Source organism: Fredinandcohnia onubensis, from assembly GCF_002734285.1.
Taxonomy (GTDB): Bacteria; Bacillota; Bacilli; order Bacillales; family Bacillaceae_L; genus Ferdinandcohnia; species Ferdinandcohnia onubensis_A.
In genome coordinates this window covers 43,129-60,852 of the sequence record NZ_NSEA01000008.1, presented here as the reverse complement: position 1 = coordinate 60,852, position 17,724 = coordinate 43,129, and the positions used below count along the sequence as shown (strand labels likewise).

The 17,724-nt window shown below is 37.3% G+C and carries 19 protein-coding genes; 14 read left to right on the top strand and 5 right to left on the bottom strand.

Annotated elements, in window-relative coordinates; genetic code table 11:
* Window positions 1–467: 467 nt before the first annotated feature.
* On the bottom strand, window positions 468–1,394 hold the full coding sequence (locus CKJ95_RS08360; RefSeq protein ID WP_099352955.1) for a nuclease-related domain-containing protein: 927 nt from the start codon (window positions 1,392–1,394) through the stop codon (window positions 468–470).
* Between the two features lie 310 nt (window positions 1,395–1,704).
* Between CKJ95_RS08360 and CKJ95_RS08355 the strand changes: the two genes are divergently transcribed.
* The 5 genes from CKJ95_RS08355 (at window position 1,705) to CKJ95_RS08335 (ending at window position 5,091) form a co-directional block, all read left to right on the top strand.
* On the top strand, window positions 1,705–2,544 hold the full coding sequence (locus tag CKJ95_RS08355; protein WP_099352954.1) for an aldo/keto reductase: 840 nt from the start codon (window positions 1,705–1,707) through the stop codon (window positions 2,542–2,544).
* Window positions 2,545–2,709: 165 nt separating this feature from the next.
* Complete coding sequence (locus tag CKJ95_RS08350; protein WP_099352953.1) at window positions 2,710–3,159, top strand: MaoC family dehydratase N-terminal domain-containing protein; 450 nt, start codon at window positions 2,710–2,712, stop codon at window positions 3,157–3,159.
* Window positions 3,156–3,557 (top strand): MaoC/PaaZ C-terminal domain-containing protein, encoded by a 402-nt coding sequence (locus CKJ95_RS08345; RefSeq protein WP_099352952.1) that lies wholly within the window; start codon window positions 3,156–3,158, stop codon window positions 3,555–3,557. The genes CKJ95_RS08350 and CKJ95_RS08345 overlap by 4 nt, the downstream gene beginning before the upstream one ends.
* 174 nt (window positions 3,558–3,731) lie before the next feature.
* The gene (gene hutP / locus CKJ95_RS08340; protein ID WP_099352951.1) at window positions 3,732–4,169 is read left to right on the top strand and encodes a hut operon transcriptional regulator HutP; all 438 of its coding nucleotides are present in this window, start codon (window positions 3,732–3,734) and stop codon (window positions 4,167–4,169) included.
* Window positions 4,170–4,281: 112 nt separating this feature from the next.
* Complete coding sequence (locus tag CKJ95_RS08335) at window positions 4,282–5,091, top strand: nucleotidyltransferase domain-containing protein (protein WP_180271450.1); 810 nt, start codon at window positions 4,282–4,284, stop codon at window positions 5,089–5,091.
* Between the two features lie 23 nt (window positions 5,092–5,114).
* On the opposite strand, the gene CKJ95_RS23325 is transcribed toward CKJ95_RS08335, so the two are convergent.
* The gene (locus tag CKJ95_RS23325; RefSeq protein WP_180271449.1) at window positions 5,115–5,270 is read right to left on the bottom strand and encodes a hypothetical protein; all 156 of its coding nucleotides are present in this window, start codon (window positions 5,268–5,270) and stop codon (window positions 5,115–5,117) included.
* Window positions 5,271–5,440: 170 nt separating this feature from the next.
* A complete protein-coding gene (locus CKJ95_RS23775; protein ID WP_257215737.1) occupies window positions 5,441–5,569 on the bottom strand; it encodes a hypothetical protein in 129 nt (42 codons plus the stop codon).
* Window positions 5,570–5,756: 187 nt separating this feature from the next.
* Here CKJ95_RS23775 and CKJ95_RS08330 point away from each other — a divergent pair, with 187 nt between their 5' ends.
* The 6 genes from CKJ95_RS08330 to CKJ95_RS08305 all read left to right on the top strand — a co-directional run bounded on the left by CKJ95_RS08330 (window position 5,757) and on the right by CKJ95_RS08305 (window position 11,983).
* Window positions 5,757–6,875 carry an NAD(P)/FAD-dependent oxidoreductase gene (locus CKJ95_RS08330; protein WP_099352949.1) on the top strand — a complete coding sequence of 373 codons (1,119 nt, stop codon included), beginning with the start codon at window positions 5,757–5,759 and terminating at the stop codon, window positions 6,873–6,875.
* Window positions 6,876–7,052: 177 nt separating this feature from the next.
* Window positions 7,053–7,967, top strand: coding sequence for a hypothetical protein (locus CKJ95_RS08325; RefSeq protein WP_099352948.1), 915 nt, complete (start codon window positions 7,053–7,055; stop codon window positions 7,965–7,967).
* A gap of 13 nt (window positions 7,968–7,980) precedes the next feature.
* Window positions 7,981–8,634 (top strand): DUF4129 domain-containing protein, encoded by a 654-nt coding sequence (locus tag CKJ95_RS08320; protein ID WP_099352947.1) that lies wholly within the window; start codon window positions 7,981–7,983, stop codon window positions 8,632–8,634.
* Window positions 8,621–9,748 carry a DUF4350 domain-containing protein gene (locus CKJ95_RS08315; RefSeq protein ID WP_099352946.1) on the top strand — a complete coding sequence of 376 codons (1,128 nt, stop codon included), beginning with the start codon at window positions 8,621–8,623 and terminating at the stop codon, window positions 9,746–9,748. Before CKJ95_RS08320 ends, CKJ95_RS08315 begins: the two co-directional genes overlap by 14 nt.
* Window positions 9,745–10,674, top strand: a complete 930-nt coding sequence (locus tag CKJ95_RS08310) for an AAA family ATPase (RefSeq protein ID WP_099352945.1) — start codon at window positions 9,745–9,747, stop codon at window positions 10,672–10,674. The genes CKJ95_RS08315 and CKJ95_RS08310 overlap by 4 nt, the downstream gene beginning before the upstream one ends.
* Window positions 10,625–11,983, top strand: a complete 1,359-nt coding sequence (locus tag CKJ95_RS08305) for a DUF58 domain-containing protein (protein ID WP_099352944.1) — start codon at window positions 10,625–10,627, stop codon at window positions 11,981–11,983. Before CKJ95_RS08310 ends, CKJ95_RS08305 begins: the two co-directional genes overlap by 50 nt.
* On the opposite strand, the gene CKJ95_RS08300 is transcribed toward CKJ95_RS08305, so the two are convergent.
* Entirely contained in the window at window positions 11,961–12,941 is a 981-nt protein-coding gene (locus CKJ95_RS08300) for a stage II sporulation protein M (RefSeq protein ID WP_099352943.1), read from the bottom strand. The two genes, CKJ95_RS08305 and CKJ95_RS08300, sit on opposite strands and share 23 nt — an antisense overlap.
* A 102-nt stretch (window positions 12,942–13,043) precedes the next feature.
* Between CKJ95_RS08300 and CKJ95_RS08295 the strand changes: the two genes are divergently transcribed.
* The 3 genes from CKJ95_RS08295 (at window position 13,044) to CKJ95_RS08285 (ending at window position 16,387) form a co-directional block, all read left to right on the top strand.
* Window positions 13,044–13,850, top strand: coding sequence for an RDD family protein (locus tag CKJ95_RS08295; protein WP_099352942.1), 807 nt, complete (start codon window positions 13,044–13,046; stop codon window positions 13,848–13,850).
* Between the two features lie 125 nt (window positions 13,851–13,975).
* Window positions 13,976–14,650 (top strand): N-acetylmuramoyl-L-alanine amidase, encoded by a 675-nt coding sequence (locus tag CKJ95_RS08290; protein WP_099352941.1) that lies wholly within the window; start codon window positions 13,976–13,978, stop codon window positions 14,648–14,650.
* Between the two features lie 147 nt (window positions 14,651–14,797).
* Window positions 14,798–16,387, top strand: a complete 1,590-nt coding sequence (locus tag CKJ95_RS08285) for a long-chain-fatty-acid--CoA ligase (RefSeq protein ID WP_099352940.1) — start codon at window positions 14,798–14,800, stop codon at window positions 16,385–16,387.
* A 42-nt stretch (window positions 16,388–16,429) separates the two neighbouring features.
* On the opposite strand, the gene CKJ95_RS08280 is transcribed toward CKJ95_RS08285, so the two are convergent.
* Window positions 16,430–17,311 (bottom strand): DMT family transporter, encoded by an 882-nt coding sequence (locus CKJ95_RS08280; protein WP_099353212.1) that lies wholly within the window; start codon window positions 17,309–17,311, stop codon window positions 16,430–16,432.
* Window positions 17,312–17,724: the final 413 nt, after the last annotated feature.

Here is a 17,724-nt window from a genome sequence, read left to right as displayed (position 1 = left end):
CAGGACGTAAAACGATAAATGCTATATCGCAAACGAGCTAATCGGTATAGCAGCATGTTGGAAAACGATAAATGCGATACCGCAAGCGAGCTAATCGGTATAGCAGCATGTTGGAAAACGATAAATGCTATACCGCAAACGTACTAATCGGTATAGCAGCATGCTGTATAACGATAAATGCTATACCGCATACGTGCTAATCAGAATAGCATCATACCGTAAAACGATAAATGCTATACCGCAAACGTGCTAATCGGTATAGCATCATGCCGTTAAACGATAAATGCTATACCTCAAACGAGCTAATCGGTATAGCGTCATGTTGTAAAACGATAATTACTATACCGCATACGTGCTAATCGGTATAGCATCATGCTGTATAACGATAAATGCTATACCGCATACGTGCTAATTGGTATAGGAACATGCCATTAAACGATAAATGCTATACCGCAAAAAAATGTAGCTTAGTTATCATCCTTACATACAAAATATGATGATCTACCTGTGGTAACAAGCTTATATTTCTTAAACAAATATTTTCTAATTGTAATTCTAGAGGTAATAATACCCCCACACCATTCTATAACCTGTTTAGTCGTAATCTTCCTTTCAGGAAAAAGCAAGCTAAGCTCAATCACACTTCGTAGTACCGCTGATTCCTTAGGTTCCAGCTGCCCACAGCTTGGGCACACTAGATAATTTGGATTAGCGACATCCATAAATGAGCATCCACGCTTACAAACAATCCCCTTCTCTAATTCCTCATAATTGTATACAGGTAACCGCTTATACGGGGAGTCCTTAATATGTAATGAAACCAATTTTTCCGCTAATCGCAAATGTCCCCCGGTTATTTCCACAGTAGCTAAATGATCTATTTTTTTCAGAAAGCGGCCAAGTTGGGCATGAAATACAAATGGGCCTTTAACAGGTGCTTGATAAAGATAAAACTCAGGGTTGATAAAGACAACCTCTGATTCGACTGTCAAATGAAACCTTAGCTCTTGCAATAGCTGCCGAAACAAAGATTCACTGCGGGAGACCTGGGTAAGCGGGTTTTTAATCTCTTTTCCGGAAAGTAAGTACCAGTGGTCACCGTCAATGTAAATATCACCTTCGAAGTTCTTTACTTCAAAGATATTTATTCTGTTTTGAGAGATTAGTAGGGAGTCGATTTGAAATAGAGTGTTGTTCACTTCAAGGAGAAGATTGTTTAAAATGAGGTGATCATTTGTGAGGCCTAAAAGCAATTCGTCAAACTGTTTTTCACCGAGCCATCCTTTTTCAAGATACATGTAGTAATTTTCGTCTTTTTCTTCTAACTTCTTGCGGATTCGTAAAGAACGAAATAAATCCAACTCAGTATTTTCACCGCGAGCTTTAATAATCAATCTACCACTTCCTTTCAGCAATATTTTACAAAACAATCTGTATTTTTACAATATTTTTTGCGTTAGCAATCATTATTAGCTACTTATTTTCCAAAAACCAAAAATGTGAGGTCCTGTGGTGAAATATCACATTCTAATTTTTACTTCTAGTTTTCTCCACCATATCTGCACAAAAACTAACGAAATACTTTATTCCAAAATAAGCCAGACTTTCAATTTTTTCTATTTTAAACAGCCTTCACATTTGAAAAATTATTTAACGTGTGAGAAACTGTAAATGGTAAATTTTTCTCAAACGAGGAGGAGCATTATGGTTAAAAGTCTTCAGGATACAACTACATTACATAACGGTGTGAAAATGCCATGGTTTGGCCTAGGGGTTTTTAAGGTACAAGAAGGTCAAGAGGTTATTGATTCTGTCAAATGGGCAATCAAACATGGTTATAAAAGCATAGACACTGCTGCTGTTTATAGAAATGAAGAAGGTGTTGGACAAGCAATACGCGAATCTGGTATTAACAGGGAAGAATTATTTGTTACATCAAAAGTCTGGAACAGCGACCAAGGTTATGAATCTACACTACAAGCTTACGAAACAAGCCTACAAAAATTAGGTCTAGACTACTTAGACTTATACTTGATTCACTGGCCAGGAAAAGACAAGTATATTGAAACATGGCATGCCTTAGAAAAGCTGTATAAAGAAGGGCGTGTACGTGCAATTGGTGTTAGCAACTTCCAAGTTCATCATCTTGAAAATCTCATAAAAAATTCAGAGATTACGCCAATGGTAAACCAAGTTGAATACCATCCACATTTGACACAAACAGAATTGCATGAATTCTGTAAAAAGCAAGGCATTCAGTTAGAAGCATGGTCTCCACTCAAACGAGGAGAATTACTGAACGACCCAACATTGTTAGAAATCAGTCAAAAACACAATAAGTCAGTAGCACAGGTCATTTTACGCTGGGACCTACAAAACGGTGTTGTTACCATTCCTAAATCAATAAAAGAGCACCGCATTCAAGAAAATGCAGATGTTTTTGATTTTGAACTTTCACATGAAGATATGGAAAAAATAAGCGCACTCAACAAGAATGACCGAATCGGATCACATCCTGATGAAATGACAACTGGATTTGAGTGATACAATAGAAAGCCACACGGTTTTATACTGTGTGGCTTTATTAATAGCTCTTGTATTACCTGAACTTTCAAAATAAAATGAAGATAGGCTAAATGATAAAAAAACAATGTAATAATAATTGTTTTTCTCAATTCACTTAACCAATTGACTAAAGGAGTGTTGTAGGTGCTAAAAGATTTTATCGGTAAGCAATCAGTAAAAGTGAAAAATGTTATTGAAAGAGGAGCGGTCAAAAAATTTGCTGAGGCCATTGGTGATGCCCATCCTATTTTCATTGATGAAGAGTATGGGCAGGCTTCCAGATATAAATCAAATATTGCGCTACCAACATTTCCTAGAGTTTTAGATTTTGGAAGTATTGAAGGGCTTGTTTTACCGGAAAAAGGGCTTATCCATGGTGAACAAATATTCAAGTATGAAAGACCAATACATGTTGGCGAAGTGATATTTTGCTATTCAAAGGTCGAAAACTACGTAGAGAAAAAAGGTTCTACAGGATCAATGGGGTTTCTAACAATTAGTGAAAATGGAGAAGATGAAAAGGGCGGGCTTATTTTTTCATCTAAGTTAGTCATTATTATCACGGAGGCGGTTAGAAAGGAGATGTTGGCATGAATTCGTTACTAAATATTCAAATTGGTGATTCACTACAAAATCTCCAACTCCCGCCAGTTTCTAGAATGGACCTAATAAAATATTCTGGTGCTTCCAACGATTACAATCCAATCCATACTATAGATGATGAAGCACATAAAGCTGGATTACCAGGAGTAATTGCGCATGGTATGTGGACTATGGGAAATCTAGCTAAACTATTTACACCTTATTATGAGGAAGGCTATATTCAAACCTATTCCATCCGTTTTCGGAATATGGTGTTTTTGAACGATGTGATAACGTTAAAAGCTACATTAAAAGAAATTAATGAAAACGTGTTAACCTTTGATGTTGCTGCATACAATCAGCATGATAAATACGTAATCAAAGGAAAAGTCGTTTTTGAAAAATACTAGTAAACCCATTCTCAAATGGGTTTTTCCAATTTCTCCATACTTTATTAAGGTAGATTACTACTATACTACTATACTAAAATTCCCCAAATCCATTGACAATCGATTTAACTCAAGTTTACAATCTTAATAAGATAATAGATAACAAGAAAATTCAGAAATTAGAGGTTTTTAGTTATGACTCAAAAAATAGCAATTGGAAAGATTGCTGTACTTTTAGCAACATTAACGGAAAACGAGATGGAAACTTTATCATTTACGTTGAAGGATGTTAATTACTGCCAAGGAAAAGTCGGATCGATGAACATGCAGAAGGTAATTGCTGCTGTAGAAACAGCTGCGAAGCGTCATGGCCTTATACATGAGTCACAGTATCGTGAAACACATGCGTTGTATCATGCGATTATTGAAGGAATCGAAGGTGTGACAAGAGGGCAAACGGCAATAGGTGAAATCAGTCGAACAGTCGGTCTACGATTTGCCATTGTCCGAGGTGCTCCTTATACCAATGAGGAAGAGGGAGAATGGATAGCCGTTGCTTTTTACGGAACAATTGGTGCGCCAATTAAGGGACTTGAACACGAAACAATTGGTCTCGGGATTAACCACATTTAAAGCTTGTAGGGCATGCGATGATCAGTTTTATGTCCACGTATATTGAGAATACTACTTACTAAAGGGAAATGACAAAAGCATCTCCTTTTCTAATGTAAGGAGGGGAGTAATATTGAAAGAACATATTGTGGAGATTCTTAATCAAATCGAAAAAGAATACAACGTTAAAATTCTTTACGCTTGTGAAGCTGGAAGCAGGACTTGGGGCATTTCATCCGAAGAAAGTGATTATGATGTTCGTTTTATTTATATCCATCATCCCGATTGGTACCTTTCAATTGATCAGAAGCGAGATGTTCTTGAAATTCCAAAACATGATAAAGTCGGCATCTCTGTCCATCCATTAGTCGATATGAGTGGTTGGGAACTTACAAAGGCACTTCGGCTATTTCGTAAATCTAATCCAGCGATTCTGGAATGGTTGCACTCGAACATCACTTATTTCCAAGCATATTCTTTCTTTGAGAGAATTCAACAATTAGAACCTACCGTTTTTTCACCTATTCCTAGCATGTACCACTATGTAAAAATGGCAAAAGGAAATTTTAAAACCATTCAAGAAAAGGGGGCAAATGTTAAAACGTATATCAATGTGATTCGGCCATTGTTGATGGCAAAATCTATTGAAAAGCATAACAAAATGGTTAGTCTTGATTTGAATAAACTTGTTGCTGAAGCGATAAAAGAGGAAGAGTTAAAAAAGGATATTGAGAAACTTATTAAAGCTAAAACTTCTGTTCAAAAATTAGTAAATCAATTATCCGAACTAAACAAGTTTATTGAACAGGAAATTGATCACCTAGAACTCTACAATTCAAGATTAAAACCAAGTACCCTTAATCCAACTGGCCACCTAAATCAACTTTTTAGAGACATATTAACCGAAGCCTGGAATCCTTGTGAAACGAGCAGCCAGCAATAGGGGTAACAAAGTTATCCCTGTTTCTATGCAATTTTTTCATCTGAGTCATCTTCTATTTTTTCCAGATGAGAGTGTCTAACATCCCAATAATAGACCCTTGGCAGTCCCCAATGTAGCCAATATTCATGAGCTAAAGTTGCTCCGACAAATAAAATCATTTGAATTTCTAGTTGCTTCACTGTATATCTCCCCCTCAAAACAAGTATACGGGTAAATACAGTTGTCCAATAACCAACTAAAAAAGAAAAAACCCGTTCCAATTAACTACTAGCTTAGGAACAGGTCAAATATGTACCGGTACGAAAATTTGCCGAATGTACGTTATATTACTAAATATAAAGTATGTTATTTATTTGTTTTTCTTATTTTCGCGTGCAGCTTTCTTCCTTGCCTTTTTACTTAAGCCTTGCTCTGCGCCAAATTCCGTGTCCATACTATTTGCTCCTGTTTGAGTCTGGTTATTTTTCTTTTTAGCCAATTGTAAGCCTCCTTTCGGTACTTATTTCCGCTGTTTTATACAATATTCTTTTTTCCTATATTTTACAGCGTTATCTATATCATAGGTAAAAATAAGAATAATATACAAATTTCGACAAAAAGATGTTTCTTAAGCAGATTTTTAGTAAAATAAATCACATCTAGAGTATAGAAGGGGAATTTGAACAATGACATCATATCTTGTTATTGGAGCAGGGATACTTGGTTCGTCAACTGCTTATCATCTGGCAAAAGCGGGTAAAAAAGTAATCATTGTCGACCGCAAGGATCAAGGTCAAGCAACTGATGCTGCGGCGGGAATTGTCTGTCCATGGCTTTCTCAACGTCGAAATAAAGCATGGTACGGTTTAGCAAAAGCAGGCGCAAAATATTACTCAACATTAATAAGCGAGCTTGAAGCATTAGGTGAAACTGATACTGGTTATAAAAAGGTAGGAGCGATTAGTCTTCATTTTGATGAAAACAAACTAGATAAAATGGAAGAGCGGGCGCATACCCGTCGGAAAGATGCTCCGGAAATTGGAGAAATTACACGTTTAAGTTCCACAGAGACAACCGAATTGTTTCCACCGTTATCTGAAGAATTTTCAGCTGTACACGTAAGTGGGGCTGCCAGAGTGAATGGACGGGAGCTTCGAAATGCATTGATTCGTGCTGCCAAACATTATGGTGCAATTGAACGAAATGGAAGTGCGAGTCTCGTAAAAAAGGATAAACACGTAACCGGTGTAAAAATAGAAAATCAAATAATTGAGGCTGATAAGATTATTGTAACAGCAGGAGTTTGGGCAAATGAGTTACTTCAGCCTCTCGGTATTGATTTTCTAGTTTCCTCACAGAAAGCTCAAATCGTTCATTTAGGTCTTGAAGATTCAAACACAGACAATTGGCCAGTTGTTATGCCACCAAATGATCAATATATCTTAGCATTTGATGGGGGGAGAGTGGTTGTCGGTGCAACACATGAAAATGATAAGGGACTGGACTACAGAGTAACCGCAGGGGGACTTCATGAAATTTTCGATAAAGCTTTACATATTGCTCCTGGGTTGTCGGAGGGAACGGTATCAGAAACCAGAGTTGGCTATCGGCCGTTCACACCAGACTTCCTACCAGTGATTGGTGGTATCCCTGGCTTCGAGAATCTTTATGCCGCTAATGGACTCGGTGCTTCAGGATTAACAGTTGGCCCATTTTTAGGTGGCGAATTAGCGAAGCTTGCCATGGGAAAAACCCTTGAAATCAACCTGAGTCTCTATGAGATTACAGGGGCAATTAAATCATAAAAATAAGAATACTAAACACTTTTATAACCTGATTCCTATAGGGGTCAGGTCTTTCTATTTCCTCATACCTAAATTAGAAATTATTTCTAAATTTGTAGAGAATAATTTCCAGAATAATGTTAAAATAGGCGTTATTAGCATACAATCTTTTTCAACACAAAATAGGGGGAAGGCAGCTTGAACACAAAATTTTCACGACCAAAGGGATTTGGGGAAATTCTGGATCTTACATTTAGTTTGAGTAAAAATCGCTTTCGTGACTTTTTTACAATCTTACTTATTTTCATGGGACCTGTATACATACTCGAGGCGCTTATCTTATTAGCTTCGGGAACAAGCTTTTTTAGAGAAGTTGGTCCTGGGGATGATTGGTTTACTCAAGTGCTAAATAGCTTTGATGAAACAGTAGTAGCCGAGGAGATTGGATTTGGAGGAGCATTAGGAACCATGTTTGTCGGTTTAGTAGGTGTGGTTTTATTTCCTATTGCTGAGGCTGCAATACTAATAGCATTAAATCATATTCGTAAAAACGAAGAATATACAGTAGGTTCGGTTATAAAAAAGGCATTTACACGTTTTTGGGCAATGCTCGGAAGTAACATTTTGTTTGGTCTAATTGTATTTGGTTTCTTCTTTGTAGCCGTTATGATCTTAGTGCCAATTGGTATCTTTGGTGCCATTGCCATACCTATTATCGGGATTCTGTTTGCAATTGCTTTAGGCTTAGGTCTGTTCGTTGGGATTGGTTATCTACTTACACGGTGGGGCTTTTATTTTGGTTCTGTGGTATTAGACTATGAATCTCCTGGATTTTCTAGGAGTTGGCATTTATCAAAGAAACGTGGTTGGGTCCTTTTTTGTCTATATGTTGTTTTCTTTTTAATTATCAGTGCGATTAGCTTTGCTGTTGAAGCAACTTTCGGAATCTTTATGGGCAACAGTGTTCTATTGACTTTAATTGTTAACTTAACAACCATTTTTACGACCTTACTGTTTGCCGTAGGATATGGTGTAATGTACCTTGATGCAAGGGTTAGACATGATGCAGAGGACTTAGATGAAATGATTGAAGATTTCAATGAACCTAGATAAGTGGTGATCAACAATGGCACAAATAAATGATGCAAGAGATCGGATCGATGAAATATTAAATGAAAAAGAATACCGGATATACTATGACGAGACCAGGAATGTGTTTCAGGAATGGTGGAATAAAGTAAAAGAATGGCTGGCCGATCTACTAGAAAATTTGTTCCCTGCAATAGAATCGGGCAGTGGTGCTGCAGATGTTGTTCTAATCCTGGTCATTCTTGCAGCCATTTTATTAGTAGGAATAGCGGTCTTTTTACTTGTTCGAAATCAAACTAGAAAGTCAAAGTTTAATAAACATAAACCTCTTCATTCAGTTGAGGAATTAAACTGGACCTATCAAAAGCATTTACGTGAAGCGATCAAGCATGAAGAAAATGAACATTTTTCACCTGCAACGCGCCATTTGTTTTTGGCACTGCTCCTTTTTTTTCATGAGAAAGAATGGCTTGAGGCAAGAGTGTGGAAAACAAATTGGGAGTATTATGATGAACTACGCAAAGTAAATCAATCGTGGGCCGTTCAGTTTTATGATTTAGCACTCGTCTTTGATGAAGTTACTTATGGAGAATATGAGATTGATAGAGCGGAGTACAGTCAATTTCGGGAAAAAGCCTTAATCTGGCTAGATGTAAAAGGAGGAGGGGAGAACAATCATGCGCAAAACTAAAGTATGGATTCCCTTAATTGGGCTTATTGGGCTCCTACTCTTTCTAACTTTCTTTATTGAATCCTATAACCCAAAAGCGTATCCAAATTATGTGTCTGATTCACCTTCTCCAACCGGCGTAAAGGCAATCTATACATATTTAAAAGATGAAAGTTCCGTAAAAAGATGGTCACATTCTCCAAATCTTCTCACCAAACAGGATGAGAATCAAATTCTGATTATGGTAGAACCTTATTTCACACCAGAACAAGAAGAGGTAGAAGGTTATTTGAATTTTATAAGGGCTGGAAACAAGATGATCTTGTTTAAGGAAAATCCAAGAGGAATGTTTGATATGAAGACCCTTCCAGCTGATATTGACCCTTTTCTTGATGAGGCGGTTACCATCAGGGATAAAAACGGAGTAGAATTTGATGCGTTTTTTCAGGCTACAACCCGAATTATTCCAAGCGATAAAGAAAAGGTGCTTTTTGAGGATGAAGCAGGTGTAATTGCAACAAGCCAAAAAATCGGAGACGGTGAATTGATTACAACTATTACACCAGAGTGGATGTTAAATGGCAATCTATCAGACTACGATCACATCCCACTTGTATTATCGTTAATTGAGGATAAAGAGGCGTCGATTTATTACTTTGATGAATATGTTCATGGTCCCAAAAATGCTTCTAATTTGACAACATTGTACCCGAGCTGGTTTTTAGTATTGCTTTTACAGGGTGGATTAATCGTCCTACTTTGGCTTTGGAACAGAGGAAAACGGTTTGGGCAGGTTATTGTACCCCGCGAAGAAAATGTTCGTTTTAGTGATGAAGGTATTCGTGCTCTAAGCGCATGGTATATAAGAGGCAGGTACTATCATGAATCGTTAAACATTCAAGCAGATTATGTGAAACAGCTGATTCAGGAAAAATGGGGGATTCCTTCTCATCGGGACTGGGCAGACCTTTGGACGAAGCTTGCACATCGATGGTCAGGTAAAAAAGAAAACGAAGTAAAGCAGTATCTACAGAATCTCACAAAAATCTTAGAAAATAAAAAACTAACCAAACAAGATTATTTAATTTGGTCAAAAAACTTAGATGAATTACGAAATGAGGTGGAGAAAGGATGAGACCAGAACTGACATCCTTACTTGAGAAATACGAGCAACGAATTTTAGGCCAAAATACAAATTTACGACTTTTATTATCTGCCATTTTAGCTGGAGGCCATGTCTTAATTGAAGGTGTACCCGGAACTGGGAAGACACAAATGGTGCGCACACTTGCAACCTTACTTGGTGGTGATTTTACACGTATTCAGTTTACACCCGACCTTTTACCAAGTGATATTACAGGTAGTATGATTTACAACATGAAGGAAGGCAGCTTTGAAACATTAAAAGGGCCTGTTTTCACAAATATCCTTTTAGCCGATGAAATTAACCGTACGCCTGCAAAAACACAAGCAGCACTATTAGAGGCAATGGAAGAAAAACAAGTAACCATACAGGGCGAAACGTATCCGCTACCAGACGTTTTCTTCGTTGTTGCCACCCAAAACCCAATTGAATTTGAAGGTACCTATCGTTTGCCAGAAGCCCAACAGGATCGCTTTTTATTTAAACTACATATTAATTTTCCAGCTTCCGAGGAAGAAAAAAATATTGTGAAGCAAGTAATCGAACAAAGTTTCATTCAATACGATACTCAAAATGTCCTTGACCTTCAAACATTTGTATCGATTCGACAGGAAATTGAAAAAGTGACCTTAGGTGAAGGCGTATTAAATTACATAATCGAGATTGTTCGGAAAACAAGAGAATCCGAAACGATTCAATTTGGTGCGAGTACCAGAGCAGCAATTTCAATCGGAAAAGCTGCACAGTCTTGGGCATATTTAGCGGGAAGAGATTATGTGACTCCTGATGATGTAAAAATGGTCTCAAAACCCGCACTAAGGCACCGAATTCAGCTATCTCCACATGCAGAATTGGAGGGAATCACCATTGACGAGATCATTGAAGAGCTTGTGGGATCGGTTCCTGTTCCTAGATAGAGGCATCCTACCTACAAAACGATTGATTATTTTGTTACTAATCCTGTCTGTTGGTTTTTTGTTAAGTCTTCCATTAAAGCTTTCTTGGGAGCTGATGATTGGGTTAAATCTCTTTATTATCATATGTAGCTTAATAGATTTGTTATTTTCACCGAGGAAAAAACAGCTTTCTGCAAAACGTAAACTACAAGCTGAAATGGAGCGTGGGCTTCCCAGTACCATCGAGATTGAAGTAACAAACCATTCGACTTTTGGGCTATCATACCGATTAATAGACGGCATTCCCGTTTCCTTTACTCAGCCTTTTCCGATCAGTGGATGGATATCAGGTGAAACGACTTCCCGAATCACATATGTTACACGAGCTATGGAGCGCGGCGATTATCAAATGAACAAAATATATTTCCGCTACAAAAGCATCCTAGGCTTATGGGAAAAACAACTCACATTCACAATTAGTAACGAAGTAAGGGTTATACCAGATTTATCCGAAACAAGGCAATATCTTGAAAATGCTCAGAAATTTTTATTATATGAAGGTGTAAAAATCCGAAAACAACAGACAGGTGCTGGTGAGTTTTCAAAAATACGAAGTTATGTCATAGGTGATGACCCCCGAACAATCAATTGGAGGCAAACCGCTAAGCTCCATGAAGTGATGACGAATGAATATGAACCAGAGCATGGGAAGTATATTACGATATTAATAGATTGTGGGAGAATGATGGGTGCTGAGCTAGAGAAGGTAAATCGACTTGAGAAGGCGATGGAATCCGCTATTACAGTTGCAACAGCAGCACTACAAAATGGGGACTATGTTTCTTTTTTAGCTTTTTCAACAGATGTAAAGGTTTTTGTCCCAGCCGGAAAAGGGATGGCACATCTCCAAACCATTTTGAATGCAATATATAATTTAAAAGTAGATGCTGCAGAATCCAATTATGGGGCCGTTTTATCTTATTTGGAAACGATGCAGAAAAAGCGAAGTCTTCTCTTGTTGTTTAGTGATGTTCATACATTTTTAAGGGAAGAAAGCATGTTAATTTATTTAAGAAAACTTAGACAAAGGCATTATTTCCTATTGATCGGTATCCGGGATGCCACATTAAACAAAAGAATTGATGAAAAGCCAACAACTGTTCAAACAGCCATGCTAAAAAGCATGGCACAGCAACAGATGCTTGTGAAAAAGAAGGAGAAACAAAAATGGGAAAAACAAGGCCTCATGATGGTTGAGGCCGATGAGGATAAATTAGCAGTTACTGCTGTTTCCTACTATATCAATATCATGAATCGGAACTTGCTGTAGCTTCTTTTTTTAGTAAAAAGAGTTTTCCTGTTACAGCGTAAAGAATCAATCCAATCACCGTAATGATTGCAACAGCATATTTAGCTTCAAGTGAAATCGCAGCAGGTGTGATAAAACCTTCAATAATACCAGCTATTATAAATAAAGGAATCGTACCTAACAGCAATTGCACAGAGCGTTTTGCCTGATACTTGAGCTGATAGCCTCTTGTATATTGGCCAGGAACGAGCAATTTATAGCCCATTAACAACCCAGCACCACCTGCTATAAAAATAGCTGTAAGCTCAATCATTCCATGAGGGACGATATATGCCCAAAAATCATACGTTTTCCCGTAATGCCAATATAATCCAGCCAATGCACCAACGATGATGCCATTGTAGATTAAAATATAGACGGTTAAGAGACCAAAGGTGATTCCACTGGCAAACGCAAGGATAGCAACTTGAATATTATTTGTCATAATACTTGCGGACATAAGGGATGAATCCACTTCACCATCTGCACTTCCTAAATAGTCTGGATCAACTCCTTGGGCTATTTCTGCGGGCAATATGGAAAACATATGAAGGGGATCCAGTTGAACTGAAAAAAAGCTTCCTACACCACCTAAAGTAAATAATATAAAAGCAGCTACAGCAAATTTCCATTGTTCGAGTAATAGTCCAATAAATTTCGTGCTGAAAAAATAACGAATCTGTTGAAAACTGGATACTTGGTCTTTGTAAAGGAGATTATGAGCTTTAGAGACAAGACCATTTAAATAAGGCGTATTCTCCTCATTTGGAAAATAGGTCTGGCTATACGATAGATGCCCGGCACACTTTTGATAAAGTCTATGAAACTCATTAATATCGGTACTGCTACGCGATTTTCGACGCTTATGTAAGATGGAAATCAATTGCTCAAGCTGCTTCCATTCATCACGATGCTGATTGACAAATTGCTTCATGTTCAATATGTAATCACCTCTTGAAATAGCAATATCCTTATTATAGTAATTTTAGAGAAAAATAGAAACATCATATGTAAAAAACTACCTAGAAAAGGGGGATTCTTTTTGAATCAAGAACAGACCAATATAAAAACACCCGAGTTTGTTTCCATCCAATTTCAGTTAGCAGGGGTAGGTAGCCGAGCTGCAGCTTTTTTTCTAGATACATTAATATTATCAACAGCAAGTCTTCTTGTTTTACTTACTCTATTACTTATTTTACATGGAAGCACCGATCTTTGGTTGCTCGGAGAAAGCTTTTCTTCTGGACCGATCGCCATTACTATCATTCTTTTATTTATCTTAAACTGGGGTTATTTCTTTTTGCTTGAATTTTTTGCAGGAGGGAAGACGATTGGAAAAAAAGTCGTAGGAATCCGAGTTATCCAAGAAAATGGGCATAGCATTACATTGCTATCAAGCTTTATTCGTAATTTTCTTCGCATCATTGATTCCATGCCAGCGGCCTATTTTGTAGGAATCATAATGGTTTTCTTTCATTCAAAACATAAGCGTATTGGCGATTTAGTTGCCGGTACAATCGTTATTCACGAAAGAAGAGCTAAAAATCATAAAAAACAAAGTCCACTTGATAAAGAGATTTGGAAAAGGGGACTTACAAAGAATTCTCTTGCAGTTGATCAATGGGCATTGAAATCATTTGGAAATAAGGAATGGAAGCTGTTACAAACATATTGCAATCGTTTTTTACAATTGAAGGATGATGTAAAAGATAGAAGAACAAAACAAATTGCAGACATTTTGCTACCAAAGGCAGGAATCGAAATAGCTGGAAAAACATATGAACAATTAGAAAATGAGCTATTGGTCCTATACTTAATTTTGAAGGATGAATGGGAATTCGAATTATAATCTCCTACTTTAGACTGACATCTTAGGGTATCCTATGTATAATATATGTGGCAGATTACTTATTACGACATAGGTGGAATGTCCTACAAAAACTAGGATCTAAGATCATACAGGAGATTCGGAAAATGAAATGGAAAACTTTTAGCATTGGACTTTTAATCATCATCCTTTTTTCAGGGTGTTCAGCACACGCGAAGGAAGTAAAAATCGAAAATACGGAGGTAAAGGTGGATTCAGAAGAAATCATTGCTACAACAAATAAATCATTACCGCTTGATTATTCAGAGAATCGTACAAAACAAATCACGCATCTTATGATTCATTTTATTAGCAATGCCGCGCTCAAGCCCGAAGACCCTTATAATGTAGATGATGTCTACTCCCTTTTTGAGGAATATAATGTTTCCGTTCATTATTTAATTGATCGAAATGGAGAGATCTACAGTTTAGTCCCTGAGAACAGGGTTGCTTATCATGCTGGAAAAGGAAGTTTGATTGATTTTCCAGAGTATGAAAATAAAATGAATGAGTACTCAATAGGCATCGAACTTATTGCGATGGGAACAAAAGAGGAAATGACAGCAATTATACCAGAAGACACCTATAATCAAATCAATACATCTTTGGCTGGATATACGGATGCTCAATATCAATCGCTTAACAGATTAGTACATAACATTTTAAAAAGAAATCCAACGATTTTACATGACAGACGCCATATCATTGGCCATGATGAATATGCTCCGGGAAGAAAAACTGATCCTGGGTCATTATTTGATTGGTCTAGAATCGGATTTTGAGTTGTCACTAAACCTATACTTTTTAAAGGAAATTTTCCTTTAGAGTATAGGTTTTTTCATTTGAAATAGTTTGAAAACTTTGGAAATATTCATTATAATGAAAACGTATACACGCTTCGATTTAACTTACTAAAGGGGGAGAACAATTTGTACGTGCCTTTGCTTTTATCACAATTCTTAGATCGAGCTGTCAAACTGTATGGTGCAAAAACGGCGTTAATTGATGACGACAAAAGCTTTACGTATGCAGAAGTAAACGAAAGGGTGAACCAACTTTCACGTGGATTAAGGCATCTTGGTGTGGAAAAAGGAGACCGCGTCGCGTACTTAGCTCCGAATACCTCTGAAATGTTTGAGGGCTTTTATGGTGTATTTCAAATTGGAGCCATCATTGTTCCTTTAAACACAAGACTGATTCCAACGGATTACGAGTATATATTAAATCACAGTGAAACAAAAATATTGTTTGTCGACCATGAGCTAATCGGAAACATTGAACCGATTCGGGATAAACTAAAAACGGTTGAAAAGATCATTGTCCATGGACAAAAGGGTGACACAGAATGGTCTGTTCCTTATGAGGAATGGCTGGCACGTTTTGAAAAAACAGCAATTGAACGTCCAGAGATGGATGAGCAAGACATTGCGACACTATTATATACAAGTGGAACAACTGGAAAGCCAAAGGGTGTTATGCTTTCACATCGCAGTAATTACCTCCATGCGTTAACAACCATGCATCATCTTCGTGTATCTGACCGTGATACATTACTACATATTTTACCCATGTTTCATGTAAATGGCTGGGGCTCACCTTTTTATTATACAGCGAACGGTGCTACACAGGTTTGCTTACGAAGGGTCAAGCCTGATGAGATTTTCAGAAAAATAGATACCTATAAAGTAACCGTTATGCATATGGCACCAACTGTTTTAAATACATTATTACAATATGCTGCCTCCAATGAAGTAGCACACCAGGACCAAGATGTACGAATTGTGATCGCCGGCTCGGCGCCTCCACCAGCGTTTGTTAAACGGGTAGAAGAAGAGCTACAGTGGGAGTTTATCCAAGTGTATGGCATGACAGAAGCTGCGCCACTGATTACAACCTCAATCATACGAGATACACAGAGTGATATTTCCCAAAGTGAAAAATATCGTCTTAAAGCAAAAGCTGGTTATGAATTTATTGGAGCCGACGTACGCGTTGTTAATGAATTTGGGGAAGACGTTGCTCAAGACGGAAAAGAAATTGGAGAAGTCATCGTACGCAGTAACACTGTTATGGAAGGATACTTAAACAATAAAGAAGGCACGGACGAAGTCATTCGCAATGGCTATTATCATACAGGCGATATGGCGATTGTAGACGTACAAGGAAATATTGAAATAGCAGACCGGAAGAAGGATATCATTATCAGTGGCGGTGAAAATATCTCTTCGATTGAGGTTGAAAGCGCACTGTACGACCATCCCGCCGTTTTAGAGGTTGCGGTTATTTCTATACCTCATGAGAAATGGGGAGAAACGCCACAGGCAATTGTGGTCAAACGCGATGGCTTTGATGTAACAGAAGAAGAATTAATTGCATTTTCTCGCAGTCGTTTGGCACATTTTAAAGCACCTACAAAGATTGTCTTTAAGACTGAATTACCAAAAACAGCCTCTGGCAAAATCCAAAAAGTACATCTTCGCAAAGAATACTGGCAGGAAAAAGAAAAGTTTATTAACTAATTAAAAAGACCCCAGTTTCCTAATATGGAAAACGGGGTCTTTTCATGCACCAAGCTTTTGCACGATTTTTTTATCCTTTGAAAAAGTCCAGTTTACTAGAAAGATGCCTAGAAAAATAAATAGTGAGCCAGCATAGACATACCATTCTACTACTTCTTTTAAAAGTATCCATCCAGATAAAACTCCGAAGAAGGGGGCAAGAAATAAGAAGGCTGACGTTTTTCCTGGATCACCGATATTTATTAAATAAAACCAAATGGCAAATTGCACTATTGACGCCATAATTGCAAGCCATAAAATAATAAAAATCGATGTAGGCGCTATAGTTATAGCGGGTGTTTCTAGTGTAAAACTCATTAAGAGAAGCAGAAGGCCACCAAAAAGCATCTGATAAGCCGTTAATACCCAAATATTAAAACGTGCTCCCCATTTTTTAATTAACAATGTTCCAATCGACCATGAAAGTGAGGCACCAAGGCCTAATAAAATTCCAACTTCTAAATGAAGATGAAAGCCAAGTGTAATAAAGACTCCTGCAAAACCAACGATTACCCCAATCCAATGAAAGAGATGATAGCGTATACCAAGAAAAATGGTACTTAAAATGACTACGAGTAATGGATTGCTAAATGTGAGGATGGATGATTCACCAGCAGAGATCGTTCGTAGGCTTAAGAAAATACAGCCCATGACACCTGCTGTTTGAAAGACACCGATTGTAAAAATACGTATCCAATCTAGTACCTTTTTGGGAAGTGGCTTTTTCCAAACGAATACAGCCATAAGAACACCAGCAATTGTAAAACGTAATCCGACAAGAAGAAGCGGTGACACATAATCCAATCCAATTTTACCCACCGCAAAAGATGAGCCCATTAACGCAGTAGTGGTCACAACAAGTACAGCAAATAGATATGGATTCATATTATTACTCCCACTTTTTTCCTCATCATACCATAAATTAAATGTAAATATCTGAATTTCATCTGAAAACAAAGAAAAAGGTAAGCTGGATTTGCTTACCTCTTTCATCATCAATGAGAAATCGAACATACTGATTGAATATCCTTCCTACGCTAGAGCTGGAATTCGTAACAAATACAAAATCTTAGAAGTTAATCTTCTTATGGAGATTGTTAACTTTACGAACGTAAAAAATAACTCTGGGAATAAGCGAAATAGAATATTCATCGTATTTCCCTCCACATTGATATTTTGTGATTGTAAAACTAATCACAGGATTATTGTTTCCTAATCGAGTATTATTAATGTGTACAGGTATGTTTTATCTTTTCACTGGAAAGATAAAAGAGTACATAACTTTTTTTGGGGAGGGT